Annotated in this window: 15 protein-coding genes; 8 read left to right on the top strand and 7 right to left on the bottom strand. The window is 73.1% G+C overall.

The genetic code is table 11. The annotated features are described in order from the left end of the window. Positions 1 to 134: 134 nt before the first annotated feature. The gene (locus F4556_RS06365; RefSeq protein ID WP_184912355.1) at positions 135 to 320 is read right to left on the bottom strand and encodes a hypothetical protein; all 186 of its coding nucleotides are present in this window, start codon (positions 318 to 320) and stop codon (positions 135 to 137) included. 161 nt (positions 321 to 481) lie between these two features. Here F4556_RS06365 and F4556_RS06360 point away from each other — a divergent pair, with 161 nt between their 5' ends. Continuing rightward, complete coding sequence (locus F4556_RS06360; protein ID WP_184912353.1) at positions 482 to 1249, top strand: SDR family NAD(P)-dependent oxidoreductase; 768 nt, start codon at positions 482 to 484, stop codon at positions 1247 to 1249. 104 nt (positions 1250 to 1353) lie between these two features. Then, on the top strand, positions 1354 to 3189 hold the full coding sequence (locus F4556_RS06355) for an ABC transporter ATP-binding protein (protein WP_313068184.1): 1836 nt from the start codon (positions 1354 to 1356) through the stop codon (positions 3187 to 3189). Here the strand turns inward: F4556_RS06355 and F4556_RS38975 are convergent. Together F4556_RS38975 and F4556_RS06345 are read right to left on the bottom strand one after the other, a co-directional pair. Further along, positions 3162 to 3830, bottom strand: a complete 669-nt coding sequence (locus tag F4556_RS38975; protein ID WP_184912349.1) for a lysophospholipid acyltransferase family protein — start codon at positions 3828 to 3830, stop codon at positions 3162 to 3164. The genes F4556_RS06355 and F4556_RS38975 overlap by 28 nt on opposite strands. A gap of 170 nt (positions 3831 to 4000) precedes the next feature. Beyond that, entirely contained in the window at positions 4001 to 6175 is a 2175-nt protein-coding gene (locus F4556_RS06345) for a bifunctional glycosyltransferase/CDP-glycerol:glycerophosphate glycerophosphotransferase (protein ID WP_184912347.1), read from the bottom strand. Between the two features lie 653 nt (positions 6176 to 6828). On the opposite strand from F4556_RS06345, the gene F4556_RS06340 reads away from it, so the two are divergent. From F4556_RS06340 to F4556_RS06330, 3 genes are all read left to right on the top strand, one after another. Then, complete coding sequence (locus F4556_RS06340; protein WP_184912346.1) at positions 6829 to 7095, top strand: hypothetical protein; 267 nt, start codon at positions 6829 to 6831, stop codon at positions 7093 to 7095. Between the two features lie 82 nt (positions 7096 to 7177). Continuing rightward, positions 7178 to 7603: a YjbQ family protein gene (locus F4556_RS06335; RefSeq protein WP_184912344.1), complete on the top strand. Its 426-nt coding sequence runs from the start codon at positions 7178 to 7180 to the stop codon at positions 7601 to 7603. A gap of 35 nt (positions 7604 to 7638) precedes the next feature. After that, complete coding sequence (locus tag F4556_RS06330) at positions 7639 to 7839, top strand: hypothetical protein (RefSeq protein WP_184925804.1); 201 nt, start codon at positions 7639 to 7641, stop codon at positions 7837 to 7839. A gap of 23 nt (positions 7840 to 7862) precedes the next feature. Here the strand turns inward: F4556_RS06330 and F4556_RS06325 are convergent, their stop codons facing one another. Next, positions 7863 to 10868 (bottom strand): AAA family ATPase, encoded by a 3006-nt coding sequence (locus tag F4556_RS06325; RefSeq protein WP_184912342.1) that lies wholly within the window; start codon positions 10866 to 10868, stop codon positions 7863 to 7865. Further along, positions 10865 to 12034: an exonuclease SbcCD subunit D gene (locus tag F4556_RS06320; RefSeq protein ID WP_184924338.1), complete on the bottom strand. Its 1170-nt coding sequence runs from the start codon at positions 12032 to 12034 to the stop codon at positions 10865 to 10867. The genes F4556_RS06325 and F4556_RS06320 overlap by 4 nt, the downstream gene beginning before the upstream one ends. A gap of 173 nt (positions 12035 to 12207) precedes the next feature. Between F4556_RS06320 and F4556_RS06315 the strand changes: the two genes are divergently transcribed. The 3 genes from F4556_RS06315 to F4556_RS06305 all read left to right on the top strand — a co-directional run bounded on the left by F4556_RS06315 (position 12208) and on the right by F4556_RS06305 (position 14875). Next, positions 12208 to 13083, top strand: coding sequence for a DUF8829 domain-containing protein (locus tag F4556_RS06315; protein ID WP_184912340.1), 876 nt, complete (start codon positions 12208 to 12210; stop codon positions 13081 to 13083). Between the two features lie 172 nt (positions 13084 to 13255). After that, positions 13256 to 13852 (top strand): NUDIX hydrolase, encoded by a 597-nt coding sequence (locus F4556_RS06310; RefSeq protein WP_184912338.1) that lies wholly within the window; start codon positions 13256 to 13258, stop codon positions 13850 to 13852. A 225-nt stretch (positions 13853 to 14077) separates the two neighbouring features. After that, entirely contained in the window at positions 14078 to 14875 is a 798-nt protein-coding gene (locus F4556_RS06305; RefSeq protein ID WP_313068183.1) for an SGNH/GDSL hydrolase family protein, read from the top strand. A gap of 68 nt (positions 14876 to 14943) precedes the next feature. Here F4556_RS06305 and F4556_RS06300 read toward each other — a convergent pair whose 3' ends face one another. Together F4556_RS06300 and F4556_RS06295 are read right to left on the bottom strand one after the other, a co-directional pair. Next, positions 14944 to 16053, bottom strand: coding sequence for a polysaccharide deacetylase family protein (locus tag F4556_RS06300; RefSeq protein ID WP_184912334.1), 1110 nt, complete (start codon positions 16051 to 16053; stop codon positions 14944 to 14946). A 177-nt stretch (positions 16054 to 16230) separates the two neighbouring features. Further along, positions 16231 to 18042 (bottom strand): AMP-dependent synthetase/ligase, encoded by a 1812-nt coding sequence (locus tag F4556_RS06295; protein ID WP_184912333.1) that lies wholly within the window; start codon positions 18040 to 18042, stop codon positions 16231 to 16233. Positions 18043 to 18057 lie beyond the last annotated feature (15 nt).

The following is an 18057-nucleotide window of genomic DNA, read 5'->3' as shown; positions in this document are numbered from 1 at the left end:
TGAAGTCTCCTGTGCTGGCGGGCCGTTGGACGGACGCCGCTCGTCCGGACCGGGCCGGGCAACCCGGTCCGGACGAGAGACGGACGTGAGCTAGCGGACGATGTCGGGGGACGTGGACATCGAGCCGCCTCCGGTCAGCTCCGGTCCTTCGGCGGCTTGGGCGAGAGCAGCAGGAGCAGCAGCAGCAGTCCGATGGCTTCCGGCTGATGGACCGGTGCCGCGCTGACCGCCGCCTCGCCCTCGGTCAGCAGCCCGGCCAGTACGGCTCGTTCGGCCGGAGTGGCCTGCGGCCGTACCGGGGCGTGGATCTGAGTGGGCATCAGATACCTCCTTGTCGTCCAGGTGCGACGTCGGCGTTGACGCCGCACGGCCAAAGCTACGAGCACGAATCGTCCGAAAGGTCGAGGGCTCGCCGAACGAACTGTCAGATCGCCCGCGACGCGCCGGTGCACGGGTGATTACCTACGAGTACGGTCGGTCCATGACGACTGCTCTCATCACCGGCGCGACCGCCGGCATCGGCGCCGCCTTCGCCCGCCGTCTCGCCAAGGACGGCCGGGACCTCGTCCTGGTCGCCCGCGACGCCGACCGGCTGGCCGACACGGCGGCCGAACTGACGAAGAAGTACGGCGTCGAGGTCGAGGTGCTGCCCGCCGACCTGGCCACCGACGCGGGGATCGGCGCCGTCGAGGAGCGGCTGCGGGACGGCGCCCGGCCGGTCGACATCCTGATCAACAACGCCGGCTTCGGCAACAAGGGCTCCTTCCTGACCGTCCCGCTGGACCAGGAGCTCGACATGCTCAAGGTGCACGTCGAGGCGATCCTGCGGACCACCACGGCCGCCCTGCCGGGCATGCGCGAGCGCGGCTTCGGCGGCGTCGTGAACGTCGCCTCGGTGGCGGCCTTCCTGCCGCGCGGCACGTACGGCGCCAGCAAGGCCTGGGTGGTGAGCTTCACCCAGGGGGTGGCCCGCGACCTGGGTGGCACGGGGGTGCGCCTGATGGCGCTGGCGCCGGGCTTCACCCGGACGGAGTTCCACCAGCGGGCCGGGATGGGGACCTCCAACGTGCCCGCCTGGGGCTGGCTGTCGGCGGAGCGGGTGGTGGACGAGGCGCTCCGCGACCTGGCCAAGGGCCGCTCGCTCTCGATCCCCGGCAAGCGCTACAAGGCCGTCGTGGCGGTTGCCAGGCTGCTGCCGTCCGGCAAGCTGGGTGGTGTCTCCGCCAAGGCGGCGCGGACGTACGAGTAAGGTTCGAGACCTCAGCTCATTATTAGCCCGTCTAACTATGAGCTATGCTCGGTACGCGGGCGGGGTACTCCTGCCCGCGTGCCGACATCACGGGGAGGTCGCCTGTGCGCGACGAGATCAACTGGACACCGCCACCACGGGTCAAGGGCGAACCGCGCCCACCGGCCGAGTGGCGCCGCATCCTCGCCCTGTTCCGCCCCTACCGGGCCCGGCTCGCCGTGGTCGGCCTGCTGGTCGGGGCGTCCGCCGTGGTCGGCGTGATCACCCCGTTCCTGCTCCGCGCCGTGCTGGACACCGCGATCCCGCAGGGCCGCACCGGGCTGCTCAGCCTGCTCGCGCTCGGCATGATCGCGGCCGCCGTGGTGAACAGCATCTTCGGCGTGCTGCAGACCCTGATCTCCACCACCGTCGGCCAGCGCGTCATGCACGACCTGCGCACCTCGGTCTACCGGCACCTGCAGCGGATGTCGCTGGCCTTCTTCACCCGGACCCGCACCGGTGAGGTGCAGTCCAGGATCGCCAACGACATCGGCGGCATGCAGTCCACCGTCACCTCCACCGCCACCTCGCTGGTCTCCAACCTGACCGGCGTGATCGCCACCGTGGTCGCCATGATCGCGCTGGACTGGCGGCTCACCGTGGTCTCGCTGCTGCTGCTCCCGCTGTTCGTCTGGATCAGCCGCCGGGTCGGCAACGAGCGCAAGAAGATCACCACCCAGCGGCAGAAGCAGCTCGCCGCGATGAGCTCCGCCGTCCAGGAGTCACTGTCCGTCAGCGGCATCCTGCTCGGCCGCACGATGGGCCGCTCGGGCTCGCTCTCGCACGAGTTCGACCGGCAGTCGGACGACCTGGCCGAGCTGGAGGTCCGCGCCAGCATGGCCGGGCGCTGGCGGATGGCCACCATCGGGATCGTGATGGCCGCGATGCCCGCCGTCATCTACTGGGCCGCCGGTCTGGCGATGTCGGGCGGCGCCCCGATCGTCTCGGTCGGCACCCTGGTCGCCTTCGTCTCGCTCCAGCAGGGCCTGTTCCGACCCACCGTCAGCCTGCTCTCCACCGGCGTCCAGGTGCAGACCTCGCTCGCGCTGTTCCAGCGGATCTTCGAGTACCTCGACCTCCCGGTCGAGATCGCCGAACCGGCCGCACCGGTCCGCCTGACCAAGATCCGCGGGGACGTCACCTTCGAGAACGTCGAGTTCCGCTACAACGCCGACCAGGACCGCCCCACCCTCACCGGGATCGACCTCAAGCTCCCGGCCGGCGGCTCGCTCGCCGTGGTCGGCGAGACCGGCTCGGGCAAGACCACCCTCAGCTACCTGGTGCCCCGGCTCTACGACGTGACCGGCGGCCGGGTCGCCATCGACGGCACCGACGTCCGCGAACTCGGCTTCGACACCCTGGCCGACGCGATCGGCGTGGTCTCCCAGGAGACCTACCTGTTCCACGCCTCGGTCGCCGACAACCTGCGCTTCGCCAAGCCCGACGCGAGCGACGAGGAGCTGGTCCGGGCCGCCAAGGCCGCCCAGATCCACGAACTGATCGCCGGTCTCCCGGAGGGCTACGACACCGTGGTCGGCGAGCGCGGCTACCGGTTCTCCGGCGGCGAGAAGCAGCGGCTCGCGATCGCCAGGACGGTGCTGCGCAACCCGCCGATCCTGATCCTGGACGAGGCCACCAGCGCGCTCGACAACCAGACCGAACAAGCGGTCCAGCAGGCCATCGACGCCCTCTCGGCGGGCCGCACCACGATCACCATCGCGCACCGGCTCTCCACCGTCCGGCGGGCCGACCAGATCGCCGTGCTGGACGCGGGCGAGATCGCCGAGCTCGGCACCCACGAGGAACTGCTCGCCAGGAACGGGCGGTACGCGGCGCTGCTGCGCCGTGAGCTGCCGTCAGCTCCAGGTGAGGGTCAGGCCGCCATCGGGCGCTCGTTGTAGACCTCGGCCAGCTCCTGGCCGGAGAGCTCGTGGATCGCCGCCATCACCTGGTCGGTGACCTCGCGCCGGGCCCGGGCCGAACGGGCCTGGCCGTGCAGCTCGTCGAAGTGCAGCGGCTCGCCGAACCGGACGGTCACCTTGCGCAGCCGGGGGATCCGCTTGCCGACCGGCAGGATGTCCGCCGGCCCCTCCAGCGCCACCGGCACCACCGGCACCCCGGCGGTCAGCGCCAGCCAGGCCACCCCGGTCTTGCCCCGGTACAGCCGCCCGTCCAGCGAACGGGTGCCCTCCGGGTAGATGCCGAACGCCTTGCCCTCGCGCAGGATCTCCAGCGCCGAGTCCAGCGCCGCCTGGGCGGCCTTGATCTCGCCGCGCTCCACCGGGACGGCGTTGAGCGCCTGGAAGAGCGCCCTGGACAGCGCACCCTTGAGGCCGGTGCCGGTGAAGTACTCGGCCTTGGCGAGGAAGAACACCCGGCGCGGCGCGGTCAGCGGGATCACCACGCTGTCGATGAACGACAGGTGATTGCTCGCCAGGATCACTCCGCCATCACGCGGCACGTTCTCCAGCCCCTCGATGACGGGGCGGTAGATCGCCTTCGCCACGGGCTTGAGCACGAGCTTGGTGATGAGGTTGATCATCTAGTCTCCCTGGCCGCCACTACCCCCGCGCCGGAAGACCGGCGCAAGGCCAGACCGCAGGTTACGTCATCACCCCCGCCCGCCGTCCACCACTCCGCTCAGCGAACGGCTGCGATCCTCGTCACGCGGCGTCAGCCACCGGCAGTGCCCGAGCCCTTGACCGTGGCGGCCTACTCCGTCGGGAAGATCCGCCGGACCACGCGCTCCGCGGCCCCACCGTCGTCCCAGGGGCAGAACCGCTCCCGGAAGGCGGCCCGCGCGTCCGGCGCCGGGTCGCCGGCGAGCAGCGCCTCGACGAGTGCGCCGGGTTCGGTGGCGACCGCGCCGGGCGGGAAGGCGAGCAGGTCGAAGTAGACGCCGCGGACCCGGCGGTACTGCTCCCAGTCGGGGGCGTAGACGACGACCGGCCGGTCCAGCACCGCGTAGTCGAACATCATCGAGGAGTAGTCCGTGACCAGCACGTCCGCCGCCAGGTAGAGGTCCTCGACCACGGGGTGGGCGGAGACGTCGACCACCTCCGCCGCATGCGGACCCGCCGTCAGTTCGCCCGCCCCGCCGCTGTGGAAGTAGTGGGCGCGGACCAGCAGCGTGTAGCCGGGGCCGAGCTTCTCGGCCAGTTCGCGCAGGTCGAGCAGCGGGTCGTAGCCGCCCTGCCCCTCCCGGTGGGTCGGCGCGTAGAGCACCGTGCGCCGCCCGGCCGGCAGCCCGAGCCGGGACCGGACGTCGGCCACCTCGGCGGGGGTGGCCAGGGCGAGCCGGTCGTTGCGTGGGTAGCCGGTCTCCAGCAGCTCGTAGCGGCCGGGGAAGGCCCGGGTGAAGTGCTCGCTGGTGTGCGGATTGGGGGAGACCAGGTAGTCCCAGCGGCCGACCGCCTCGAGCAGCCGGTCGAAGTCCATGCCGTCGGCGGCGGCCGGATGGTCCTTCAGGTCCATGCCCATCGCCTTCACCGGGGTGCCGTGCTGGGTCTGCACGTGCACGGTGCCGGGCCGCTTGGCCATGGTGTGCGGGAAGTTGACATTGTTGACGAAATATTTGGCGGTGGCCATCAGCCGCAGATAGGCCGGGGTGTTCACCAGCACGTACGGCACCCCGGCGGGCAGCGTGGCGGCCTGCGCCTTGGTCTCCACCACCCAGACCCCGCGCACCTGGGGCGCCAGCTCGAGCGCCTTCCGGTAGATCGCCGCCGGGTTGCAGGCGAAGCCGCGGTACCAGTACGCCGCGTAGACCGCGAGGTGCTCGTCCAGCGGTAGCCGCCGGAAGGTGTTGTACGCGGTGAACCGGGCCCCGCTGCGGACGCCCTTGCGCAGCGCCGGTGCGACCGCCCCGGCCTGGCGCTTGAGCGCGCGCGGCAGCTGCCCGCCCCGGCGCAGCTCGCCGTACGCGATCCGGGCGCCCCGGGCGACCAGCCGGTACTGGACGCCGCGCAGGCCGCCGGGGAAGGTGTAGTCGGCGGGGCGGTGCCGGGCGAAGTGGTCGGCGATCCGGGCGAAGAAGTCCGCCCGCAGGTCGGCCGGCACCAGGCCGGGGGTGTCGTACACGGTGAGCGCCTGACGGACCGTCCGGTCGAAGACCAGGCGGCGCAGGGCCGGGCCCGGGTCGGCCGAGGGGCGGTCGAGCACCCGGAAGATGGCGTCGTACTGGGCGAAGGCGTCCGCGTGCTTGGGCGAGGCGGTGGCGGTGATCGCGCCGGGGCGCCCGCGGCGGTAGTTGTAGCAGGAGCGGTCGAGGTAGCGCAGCCGCCCGGTGAGCAGGGCGGGGTAGGTGACCGAGATGTCCTCGTAGTAGCCGCGGCCGAAGGCCACGTCGAGGTCGAGCAGGAACTGCCGGCGGAAGACCTTGTTCCACACCGACATCACGCTCTGGAACAGCGCCGGGTGGTCGGCGGCGGTGCAGCCGGCCACCAGCGGGGAGTCGCGCAGCAGGTGCCGCCAGGGGTTGGGCTCGGTGCTGCCGTCGGGGTAGATGTGGGTGAAGTCGGTGAGCAGCACGTCCACCGGCGGCTCGGTGGCCTGCTCGGCGCGGAGCTCGGCCAGCAGGGCGTCGAGGGTGCCCTCGGGCAGCCAGTCGTCGCTGTCGACGAACCAGACGTACGTGCCGGTGGCCTGGGCCAGGCCGACCTCGCGGGCGCCGCCGAGGCCCTGGTTCTCCGTCAGGTGCAGCACCCGCAGGCGCGGGTCGCGGGTGGCCTGCTCGTCGAGGATCGCGCCGCAGCCGTCGGGGGAGAGGTCGTCCACCGCGATCAGCTCGACGCTGCCGTCGGGCGGTCCGGCCAGCGAGTCGAGGCAGCGCGGCAGGTAACGCTCAACGCCGTGGACCGGCAGCACGATGCTGAGGAGGGGGCTCACGCTGGTTCACTCCGCTGGGGATGCCGGGGCGAGGGGCAGCCGCCCGGTTCTGGCGCCACTCTACTGGGCCCGGCGCGGCGGGCTGCGGTCCAGGTCGGCCAGGGCGGGGTCCGGGGCGGGTCCGGGGCGGGTCCGGTGGGCCGAGCCGGTCCGGGCAGGCCGGAAAAAGCGACCGCCGGTGCCGCGCCGTGCGAGCGCGAGCACCGGCAGTCCGGTTTTGGCGATCCGACCGACCCTCAGCGGTCGACCGCCGGTCCGTCCACCAGTTCGAAGCCGGGCCGCCGCAGCGTCGAGACGGCCGGACAGTGGCTCACCTGGTGTCGGAAGCAGTTGTTCCTTCATCTGTCGAACGTATTCGACGGACTCCGGGGCGCCTTTCGGCGTTACTACAGATATTGCTTGTAGGTTTCGGCCTCGTCAATCCCCTGGATGTGTTCACTTTCTGAATTTTCCAGACCGACTGCCGACTGCGAGGCGGTCCATTCCACGGACCCGGCCGATGCGCAGTCGTGACCGGGGTCGCCGAGATCTGGTGGAGCGTCAGTTCACTTCGCACGATACGGTGGCAGAACACCAGGACGGTTGCGCGAAGCCCACCACTCACGGATAGTCTTCGCCTCACGGCCCTGGCGCCTCGTAGGGGTGGGAAACTGATGGAACACATGCAAGTGCGGTCCCGGCCTCGAGTGCCGGCGATCCAGTGCGGCGTCGGCTCGACCGGCCGCCGGCTCGATCGCCATCTCTCGGTGCTCGGTGCGCCGGCCATCTCGGCGGTCGACACCGCCGAAGCGCTCGGCCTGATAAGGGAACTGACACCCCGTGGGGTGAGCACCCTGGCCGCTCCGCGCCGGACGACCCGGGTGATGCTGCTGGCGCCGCTCCGGCGGCTCAAGCGCAGCCTGTTCGGCAGTCGGGGCTGACACCCCGCCTCCGGGCGACCCGATGGACCTGACGGTCCATCGGGTTTTCCGCGTACCCGCCCCCGGGTGCGAGGATGGGCGCATGGCGGACACCTCCTTCCACTCCCACACCATCGACCTCACCACCGGCAGCGGTGAGGTGGCCCTGGACATCACCCAGCACTGCACGGCCTTCCTGGAGAACGTGGCCCCCGGCCGGGACGGACTGCTGAACGTCTTCGTCCCGCACGCCACCGCCGGGATCGCGGTGATCGAGGTCGGTGCGGGCAGTGACGACGACCTGCTGGCCACCCTGCGCGAGCTGCTCCCGGCCGACGGCCGCTGGCGCCACCGGCACGGCAGTCCGGGCCACGGCCGCGACCACGTGCTCCCCGGGCTGGTCGCCCCGCACGCCACGCTGCCGGTGATCGGCGGCCAACTGGCCCTCGGGGTCTGGCAGTCCGTGGTCCTGGTGGACACCAACGGCGACAACCCCCGGCGCACCGTCCGGCTGTCCTTCCTGGGCTGAGCCCGGGGCCGGACCGGGCGCCGTAGGGTTGGGGCATGAGCGACGAGACCCAGCAGTGTGACGTGGCGCCCGCCGTCGACGCCGTGGCGGCGCTGACCCCGGCGGTCGGGGACGGCCCCCGGGCGGACTGCGTGCTGTGCGGCGAGCCCACCGAGCTGCCGGCCGACCAGCCGGGCGTGACGCTCTGCCCGGTCTGCGCCTGGCAGGAGGCGCAGCGGATCGCCTGCTCCGGCTGAGAGCGACCGGGCTGAGCCGCCGCTCAGTGCTCCTCGCGGTCGGCCACCCGCAGGGTGGAGCCGTGGCGGCCCTTGTGCACCAGCAGCTGGGCCGGGATGCGGGAACGCAGGTCGGCGACGTGGCTGACGATGCCGACCGCGCGGTCCCGCTCCCGCAGGCCGTCCAACACGTCGAGCACCTCTTCGAGCGCCTGCTCGTCCAGGCTGCCGAAGCCCTCGTCGATGAAGAGGGTGTCCAGCGGCATCCCGCCCGACTCGTCGGTGACCACGTCCGCCAGGCCCAGGGCCAGGGCGAGCGAGGCGAAGAAGCTCTCGCCGCCGGAGAGGGTGGCGGTGTCGCGGTCCAGCCCCGTCCAGGCGTCGACCACCCGCAGGGCCAGGCCGGAGCGCCGGTTGCCCGCCGCCCGGCCGTCGCTGTGCACCAGGGTGTAGCGGCCGCTGGACATCCGGACCAGCCGGCCGCTGGCCGCCGCCGCGACTTGCTCCAGCCGGGCCGCCAGCACGTACGACTCCAGGCGCATCCGGAGCGCGTTCTCACCGGACGTCCCGGCGGCCAGCTCGGCCAGCCGCTTGATCCGCTCGTACTGCTCCAGCGCGGGGCCCAGTGCGACGGCCAGCTCGGCGAGCTGCCCGCCCAGCCGGGCGAGCGCGGCCGTCCGCTGGCGGGCCGCGCTGTCGGCGGCGGACGCCTCCCGGAGCCGGGCGGTGGCCTGCTGGTACGTCAGCTGGGCGGCCGCCGGATCGACGGGGGGCAGGGCGGCGGCTTCGACCAGCTCCGGTTCGGCCAGCCGGCGTTCGACCTCCTCGCGCTCGGCCCGGTCGCGCTCCAGCCGGTCCTGCAGGGCCCGGTACTCGGCGGCGGGCAGCAGGGCGGCCGCCGCCTCGGCCGGGGAGGCGAACCCGGCCCGGGCACTGACCTCGGCCAACTCCCGCTCGGCCTCGGCGAGTCGGGCCTCGGTCTCGGCGCAGGTGCGGACGGCCGCCAAGGCGGCGGCGACCGTGTCGGCCAGGGCGGTGAGGGCGGCCGACCGGGCGGCGACCGACGGGGCGTCGCCGAGTACGGCGCCGATCCGGGCGGTCAGCTCCTGCTGCTCGGTGGCCAGCGAGCCGAGCCGGGTGGTCAGTTCGGCGGCGCGGACCCTGGCCTCCTGCTGACGCGTCCGCCGGGTGGTCTGCTCCTCGGTCAACTGGTCGATTTGTCGACCGAGTTGTCCGAGGGAGTCGGCGCTGCCGAGCGCCTCGCGGTGCTGCCGGTCGGCCTCCGCGAGCGCCGTGCGCAGCTGGTCCGCGGACTGATCACCGGCCGCGCCGACGGCTTTCGCCTCGGCCACCCGAAGCGTGAGCAGGGCCTGCTCGGCGCTGTCCCGGTGGCGCTCGGCCTGCTGCTGGGCGGCGGTGGCCCGCTGCTCGTCCTCGGCCCGGACCAGACCGTCGGCCGGCCGGGCCGGGGCCGGGTGTTCGGCCGAGCCGCAGACCCGGCAGGGGTCACCGGCGGTGAGCTGACCGGCCAGCTCGGCGGCCATCCCGGTCAGGCGGCGTTCGCGCAGGTCGAGGCTGCGCTCGCGGGCGTCGTTGGCGGCGGCCCGGAGGGTGTCCAACTCCCGTTCGGCGGTGGTGATCCCGGCGCGGAGGCGGTCCCGCTCGGCGGCGGCGGTGAGCCGGTCGCGGAGTTCGATGCGCCGGGCATCCAGCTGCTCGACCCTGGCCTCGGCGGTGCGGGCCTCGGCCTGCCGCTCCTGGAGCTGCTTGAACCGGCCGTCGAAGTCGACCAGCCAGTCCGCCGCCTCCTCCGCCAACTCCTCGGCCCGGAGCAGCTCGTGCCCCAGCTGCTCGCGCTCCCGGAGTGCTTCGGCGAGCCGCCGTTCGTCGGCCCGGGCGGCGTCCAGCCGGCCGAACTCGGCGCGCAGTTCACGTTCGTACTCCGCCAGCCGCGAGGCGTCGGCCTCGGCGACGAGCCCGGTGAGCGCGGCCCGGCTGCGCTGCTCGGCCCGGACGGCCGCCGCGTGGGCGCCGTCGGCGGTGGCGTGGTGGCGCAGCACCGGCTCGACGGTGGCGGCCTGCCGGGCGGTGCCGAGGCGCTCCAGGTCCTGCCGGTAGCGGTCGGCAGAGCCGGCCAACTCGCCTGCGGCCAGCACCGCCTGACGGTGCCGCTGCTGACGCCCCGCCAGCTCGGTGGCCCGCTGCAGGGCCAGCTGGGCCGCGCCGTGGCCCCGCTCGGCGGCGGCCAGGGCGAGGGCGGTGACGGTGGCCCGCTCGGCCGCGTCGGTGCGCAGGATCGCGGCCCAGCCGAGGAACTCCTCGGCCCCGGCGCCCTCCGGCACCTGCTCGGCCAGCGGGACGGCGGCCGCCCCGGCCGCCTCCTCGGCCCGGGTGGCGAGCGAGTGCAGTCGCTGCCTGCCCTCCTTGACGGTGGCCTCGTGCTTGATGCGCTGATCGGTCAGCCAGCGCTCCACCTGGTCGAACCGGCCGGTGTCGAAGAGCTGCCGGAGCAGCTTGGCGCGCTCGGTGGTGTCGGCCCGCAGGAAGCGCGCGAAGTCGCCCTGCGGCAGCAGCACCACCTGGCAGAACTGCTCCCGGCTCATCCCGACCAGCCGGTGGATCTGCTCGCCCGCCTCCTGGTGCGAGCGGCTGAGCGCCCGCCAGCCAGGATCGCCCTCCCCGGTGTCGGTGACCCACTCACTGAGCAGGGTCTCCGGCTTCATGGTGGTCAGCCCGGTGCCGCGCAGCTTGGGCCGGAGCTGCTCGGGGCTGCGGACGATCCGCAGCCGCTGCCCGCCGAGGGTGAGCTCCAGCTCGACGGCGGTGGGCACGGTGGCCGGGGCGTGGTCGCTGCGCAGCGGGTTGCCCTTGCGGGCGCCCGGCACCTCGCCGTAGAGCGCGAAGCAGACGGCGTCCAGCACGCTGCTCTTGCCCGCGCCGGTGGCGCCCCGGAGCAGGAAGAGACCGGCGGCGGCCAGGTCGTCGAAGTCGACCCGCTCGGTGCCCGCGAACGGGCCGAACGCGGTGACGGTCAGCTGATGGAGCCTCATCGCGGCAGCTCCGCCTTCCGGTCGCCCTGCTCGCGGACGGTCTCGAACGCCGTCCGCAGCCAGGCCCGCTCGGTCTCGTCCGGCTCCGTCCCCGGGCGGACGTGCCGGACGAAGCCCTCGGCGACCTCCAGGTCCGTCCGGCCGCTGACCCGGGCGGCGTACGACTCCTGCCGGTCGCCGGGGACGAGGTCGGGCTCGAAGAGCAGCTGGAGGGTGTGCGGGAAGCGTTTGCGGAGCTGCTCCATCGGGTTGGCGGGCCGGGCCGGGTCGGTCAGGGTGGCCTGCACCCAGGCGGCCTCGTGCCGGGCGTACCTCTCCTCGGTCAGCAGCTCGTCCAGCCGGCCGCGCAGGCGGGCCAGCGGCCGGGGCACCGGGCAGTCGATCCGCTCCGCCGCGACCGAGCCGTCGGCGGCCAGGTCGACCAGCCACATGGTCTTGCGGTGGTCCGCCTCGGAGAACGAGTAGGCGATCGGGGAGCCGCTGTAGCGCAGGTGCGGGGCGATCGTCTGGCTGCCGTGCAGGTGGCCCAGGGCGGCGTAGTGCACCCCGTCGAAGACGGCGGACGGCACGCTCGCCACCCCGCCGACGGTGAGGTCCCGCTCGCTGTCGCTGACCTCGCCGCCGGTCACGAAGGCGTGCGCCAGCACGACCGCCCTGGTGCCCGCCGGACGGGTCGTCAGATCGGCCCTGACCTGGTCCATCGCCGCGCCGAGCACCTGCTCGTGGCCGCCCTTGGCCAGGCCGAACCGCTCCCGGGTCAGCGCGGGCTCCAGGTAGGGCAGGCCGTAGACGGCGACCGGACCGTGCTCGTCCGCGAGCAGCACCGGGGCGGCGACGGCGCCGGGATCCGTCCGCAGGTGGATGCCGGACCGGCCGATCAGACCGGCCGCGACGCCGAGGCGGCGGGCCGAGTCGTGGTTGCCGCTGATGAAGACGGTGGGCACGCCGAGCTCGGCGAGCCGGTGCAGCACGTCGTCGAAGAGCTCGACCGCGTCGAGCCCGGGGAGCGCGCGGTCGTAGACGTCACCGGCGACCAGCACCGCCTCGACGCCCTGCTCGCGGACCACCGCGACCAGGTGGTCGAGGAAGGCGCGCTGCGCGGCGATCAGGTTCTCCCGGTGGAACGACCGGCCCAGGTGCCAGTCCGAGGTGTGCAGCAGCCGCACGTACCCAACCCCCACACGTTTCGTACTCACCAGGACCGTCCCCGAGTATCACAGCTCGGGCCGACAAACCCCGAAGACGGTAGCGGAGCGTGCTTGTCAGTGACGCTGTGTACGTTTCCCGGCATCGGGGGCCTGGTCCTGCCCGGCCGCCGGATTCCACCTCGGGAGGGTGCATGACCAGCAAGAACAAGAACGGCAACAGGCGGCGGGCCGGGTGCGGGGAGCGGGGCCGGGTGCGGCAGACGGTGGCGCTGGCGGTGGCCGCCGACGAGGCGGCGTACGCCAGGCTGCGCGGCTGCGGCCTGTTCGGCGCGGCGGACTACGGGGCGTACCTGCGCTGCACCGAGCAGCGGCTGCGGGCGCTGCACGGGCACGGGCTGGCGGTGCACCTGCGGGTGCTGGAGCCGGTCGACTTCGAGGACTTCTGCGCCGAGCACCTGCTCGACCCGGCCGATCCGGTGGCCGAGGTGGCGTACGCGGCCGACCCGGAGCTGGCCGGTGAGCCGTTCGCCTACACCGGGCAGCGGCTGGCCGAGCTGCTGCCCGCGCTGACGGAGGATCACCTGGCCCGGGTGCGGATCTCGATCGGGTGCGCGGCGCTGCTGGCGGCGGTCGGCTGTGAGCGGCAGCCGCAGGAGCGGGTCACGGCGGTGCTCCAGTACGTCTCCGAGGTCTGCCTCGCGCTGGCGGCGGGCGCGGGGGACGGGCGGCACCGGCTGACGCTCCGTTCGCTCGGGCTGCTGGACGGGGAGGAGCTGACGGCGGCGGCCGAGCTGCTGGTGGCGGCCGGGCGGCCGGCCGAGCTGGGCCGGGAGGCGGAGGCGTTCTGCGTCACCCTGGCGGCGGCGGTGGCCGGGTACGGATCGGGCGAGCTGCTGCTGTACCGGGCCGGCGGCGAGGTGTCCGGCTGGGTGCTGGTGGACGGCTGGCTGCGGCCGATGTCCGCGCTGGAGACCCAGGCGGTGCTGGGCGCGGAGGGGGCGGGCCCGCCCGGCCCGGTCGGCCGCGGGGGCTTCCCGCTCCCGCCGCCGGAGGTGACGAGCGGCTGAACGGAGCGCGGCGGGCCATGCCCCGGGCGGCGGCCAGGACTGTTCATCGACCGGATGTTCGGGGAAGATCAACAGTCGGGGCGTGCTGTCATGGGACGGCGCGCCCGCGCGCACCACCAGGAGCACAGCACGCACCGCACGCCTACCGGCGCCCGAGACCGAAGGGGGACGCATGAGCCGGATCGAGTACAGCGCGGAGATCGCCGAGCTGCTCGGCCGGGTCCGGCGCCGTCCGACGGCGGGGTGGCCGTGGCGCCCGGGCGAGCAGGTGCCGGAGGGGCTGCCGGTCAAGCAGTCCTGGGGCTGGCTGTTCGTGCCGGACGGCCGGGTGCTGACCCTGGTGAACCCCAAGGACGGCGTGGTCAGCCTGCCCGGTGGCTCGCTGGAGCCGGAGGACGCGGGTGATCCGGGAGCGGCGCTGGCCCGGGAGGCGGGGGAGGAGGCGCAGGCGCTGATCGGCGCGGCGCACTACCTCGGTTACCTCTACGACCGGGTCGGCTCGGCCAACGGCGGCCACGAGTGCGCCCGGGTCCGGATGGCCGCCGCGCTGCGGGCGGTCGGCCCGACCGCCCCCGACCCGGCCTCCGGGCGGCACTACCGCCGGCTGCTGGTGGCGCCCGGCCTCGCGGTCGAGCTGCTCGGCTGGGGCGAGCCCGGTCTGCGGCAGGCCCGGGTGGCGGTGGATCTGGCGGCCCGCCGGCTCGGCGTGCCGTCTGCCGCCGAGGAGACCATCGAGGAGCTGCCGGCCGCCGGGCTGGCCTTCGGCTGACCCCTGGGGCCCGGTCGCCGACCCCTGACTTGCCCCCTGACCACCCCACCGGACGGGCCTTCGACTGCTCCGGGCCGCCCCCTTGAATGACCGTGAGCTGACACCCCGTCGAGCTGACGGTGCCACATGAGCGAATGCTCGCAACAGTTTTGGCATGGCCACTGTCGCGCGAAGCTACTCCCTGGTACACAAAATGTGACCCGCGTCACTCCAGTGGAGGTATCCGTGCGCCCTGCCCGTGCCGTGTCCGTCGCCACCACGGCGATCCTGCTCACCCTGACCACCCTCTTCGTGGCCCCCTCGGCCAGCGCCGCCTCGGCCCGCTACGTCGCGCTGGGCGACTCCTACTCCGCCGGAGTGGGGGCGGGCAGCTACACCAGCGAGAGCGGCAACTGCAAGCGCAGCACCAACGCCTATCCGTACCTGTGGAAGAACGCCAACGCGCCCGCCTCCTTCGCGTTCACCGCCTGTTCGGGCGCGCGGACGGGCGACGTGCTGAACAGTCAGATGGGCCCGCTGGACGGCTCGACCACGCTGGTCAGCCTCACCGTCGGCGGCAACGACGCGGGATTCGCCAGCACCATGCAGACCTGTGTACTGAACAGCGAGAGCGCGTGTCTGACGGCGGTCGCCAACGCCAAGGCGTACGCGACCAACACCTTGCCCGGCCTGCTCGACAACCTCTACACGCAGATCCACACGAAGGCGCCCAACGCCCATGTGGTGGTGATGGGTTACCCGCACCTCTACAAGGTCGGCGGGAGCTGCATCTTCGGGATCGGCGACACCAAGCGGGCCGCCATCAACAGCGCGGCGGACGTGCTGGACGACGTCATCGCCAAGCGGGTGGCCAACGCCGGCTTCACCTACCAGGACGTCAGAGGCCGGTTCACCGGCCACGAGATCTGCGCCAGCGGCACGATCTGGCTGAACAGCACCGTGCTGCCGGTGGACGAGAGCTACCACCCCAAGGCGGCCGGCCAGTCGGGCGGCTACCTGCCGGCCTTCACCGCCGGGGTCTGATCCACCGGGATCCGAAAAACGGTTGTGCCCTCTGCCCATCGCGGGCGGCAGAGGGCACAACTTGCCTTTCAGCTCGTGTAGTTGCGCAGCCCGGCCACGGTCAGCCCGCGCGCGGTGGCGTCGGTCAGGGCCCGCTGGAGGTCGCCGGCCAGCGAGTCGGCGAAGTGGAAGATCACCACGTCACCGGCCTGCAGACCGCCCCGGTAGCTGTTGGACGCGCCCCAGCTGTAGTCCGCGGTCGCGGTCAGCACGGTGCGCAGCCCGCAGTTGGCGGCCGCCTGCAGGGTGTCGGCGTTGAACGCGAAGTACGGCGGACGGAAGATGGTCGGCACGGTGCCGTACCGCTTGGCCGCCGCGTCCCTGGCGTCGCAGATCTCGGCCTGCTGCTCGGCGGCGGAGAGCGTGGTGAGGTCGCGGTGCGAGACGCTGTGCGCCTCGACCGAGGAACCGGGCACGGCGGTGATCCGCTTGAAGTAGTCCGGCTCGAAGCCCGAGGGCATCGGCAGCGGGAAGGCCGTCACCGGCAGCTTGTTGGTCTCGATGAACTGTGCGGCGTCGGCGGTGCGCTGCCAGCCGTCGTCGATGGTGAAGAAGACCACCTTGTCCTGGGTCGGCATGTTCCAGGTCGCCCAGGCCGGAGCGGGGGCCGGGCCGCTCAGCTCGACGTCGTCGGCGGAGAAGGCGCCCTGCTCGTACCAGCCGTGCAGGTAGAGCCGGACGGAGGTGTTGGTCGGACCGGTGGTGAAGCTGGTGGTGAGCTTCTGCCAGTTCCCGTGGGTGGACTGCACCCAGGACGGGGCCACGTCGTTGCCGGTGCCGGTGGCGCCGAGGAAGACGTAGTCGCCGCGCACCCAGGCCGAGTAGGTGTACGTGGTGCCGGGCCGGACCGCGAGGGTCTGGGCGCACTCGCCGGTGCTGTGGTCGCCGGCCGGGGTCACCGTGAGGGCCGAACCGCCGCTGTGCGCGGCGCTGTTGAGCACGGCCTCGCCGGTGCCGCACTGCCAGCCGGGGATCGAGCCCCAGTCCGCCAGCGGCAGGGTGGGGATCTCGAAGCCGGGGTTGGTGGCGAGGTTGACGGCCGGAGCGGTCTCGGCGTGCGCGGCGGGAACCGCGGCGCTCAGGACCGTGAGTGCCGTGCCGGCCGCGCAGGCGGCGAGACGGCGCAGAGTGGTGGACACGAGTGATCTCCTGTGGGGGAAGAACGCTGCACTCCCCTGAGGGCGGGGACGAATCGGCCTGTCGCACACATGCCGGGTCCCGGGCGCTGGTTGTCGCGTTCCGGGCCGGGCCATACATTGGACTGGACCAGACGGCCCGTCAAGAGTCCTTGACACTTCGGCAGGCCGGCTGCCGTGTCAGTTGCCGTACAGCTCCTCGATGTCGTCCGCGTAGTGCCGGACGATCGCGCTGCGACGGAGCTTCAGCGACGGGGTCAGCAGGCCCTGCTCCGGGCCGAACTCGCGGGGCAGCAGGCGGAAGGCGCGGATCGACTCGGCGCGCGAGACGGTGGTGTTGGCGGCGGCGATGCCACGCTGGATCTCGGCGTGCAGGGCCTCGTCCGCCAGGGCGGCCCAAGGGTCCAGCTGGGCCCGGCCGTTGGCCTTCAGCCAGTGCGCCAGGGCCTGCGGATCGAGGGTGATCAGGGCGGCCACGTAGGGGCGGTTGTCGCCGACCACCAGGCACTGGGAGACCAGCGGGTGGGCCCGGACCCGCTCCTCCAGCACGGAGGGGGCGAGGTTCTTGCCGCTGCTGGTGACGATCAGCTCCTTCTTCCGGCCGGTGATGGTGAGGTAGCCGTCCTGGTCCAGCTCGCCGAGGTCGCCGGTGGCCAACCAGCCCTCGTAGAACATGTCCTGGGAGTGGTTCAGGTAGCCCGCGAAGACCGCGGGGCCGCGGGCCCAGACCTCGCCGTCCTCGCCGATCGCCACCTCGGCGCCGGGCAGCGGTCGGCCGACCGTGCCGGCCTTGGCGCGGCCGGGTGGGTTGGCGGTGACGGCGGCCGAGGTCTCGGTCAGTCCGTACCCCTCGTACACCGCCAGGCCGGCGCCGGTGAAGAACAGGCTGAGCTCCCGGCCGAGCGTCGAGCCGCCGCACATCACCGACCTGGTCCGCCCGCCGAGCACCCCGCGCAGCCGCTGGTACACCAGCCGGTCGTACGCCGCGTGCCGCAGCCGCAGCGCGGGGCTCGGGCCGGGGCCGCGCCCGAAGGCGCGCTGTTCCCGGGCGGCCGCCCACTCGACCGCCACCTCGGCGGCCTGGCCGAAGAGTTCGGCCTTTCCGCTCTCCTCGGCGGCCTCCCGGGCGCGTTGGTACACCTTCTCCAGCACGTACGGCACCAGGTGCAGGAAGGTCGGCCGGAACGAGGCGAGTGCGGGCAGCAGTGAGTCGGTGGTCAGCTCGCCGTGGTGGCCGAGCCGGACGCCGCCGCGGATCGCCGAGATCTGCACCACCCGGCCGTACACGTGCGCCAGCGGCAGCAGGACCAGGGTGGCGGGCTGTCCGCCGCCGGTGTCCCGGACCACCTGCTCCCAGCCGGACAGCAGCGCGTCCGCCTCGGCGGCCAGGTTGCCGTGGGTGAGCAGACAGCCCTTGGGGCGGCCGGTGGTGCCCGAGGTGTAGATGACGGTGGCCACCGAGTCGGGGGAGACGCCTAGCCGCTGACGGTGCACCAGCGAATCCGGCAGGCCCCGGCCGTCCTCGGTCAGGGTGCTCACGCAGTCCTGGTCCAGCTGCCAGATCGAGGTCAGCTCGGTGAGCGCGTCGCAGACCGCGCCGACCGTCATGGCGTGGTCCTCGTGTTCGACCACGCAGGCCACCGCCTGGGTCTCGGCCAGGATCCAACGCACCTGCTCGGCCGCCGAGGTCGGGTAGACCGGGACCGGGATGGCGCCGATCGACCAGAGCGCGTAGTCGAACAGGGTCCACTCGTACCGGGTGCCGGACATCACCGCGACCCGGTCGCCGTACCGGATGCCGTGGCTGAGCAGCCCCTTGGCGAGACCGAGCACCTCGTCCCGGAACCGGAGCGCCGTGACGTGCCGCCAGCCGTCCTCCTGCCACCGGTCCAACTGGACCAGGGCCGGGGATCGTTCGGCCGTGTCGTACACCGAGTCGGCGAGCCCGCCGACGGCCGGGTCCGGCGCGGCAGGACCGCTGTACTGCCGCACCCGTGGCCCCCCGTT

It is taken from the genome of Kitasatospora gansuensis (assembly GCF_014203705.1).
Lineage (GTDB): Bacteria > Actinomycetota > Actinomycetes > Streptomycetales > Streptomycetaceae > Kitasatospora > Kitasatospora gansuensis.
Note: the sequence above shows the minus strand (reverse complement) of the source record. Positions and strands in the feature narration are given on the sequence as shown.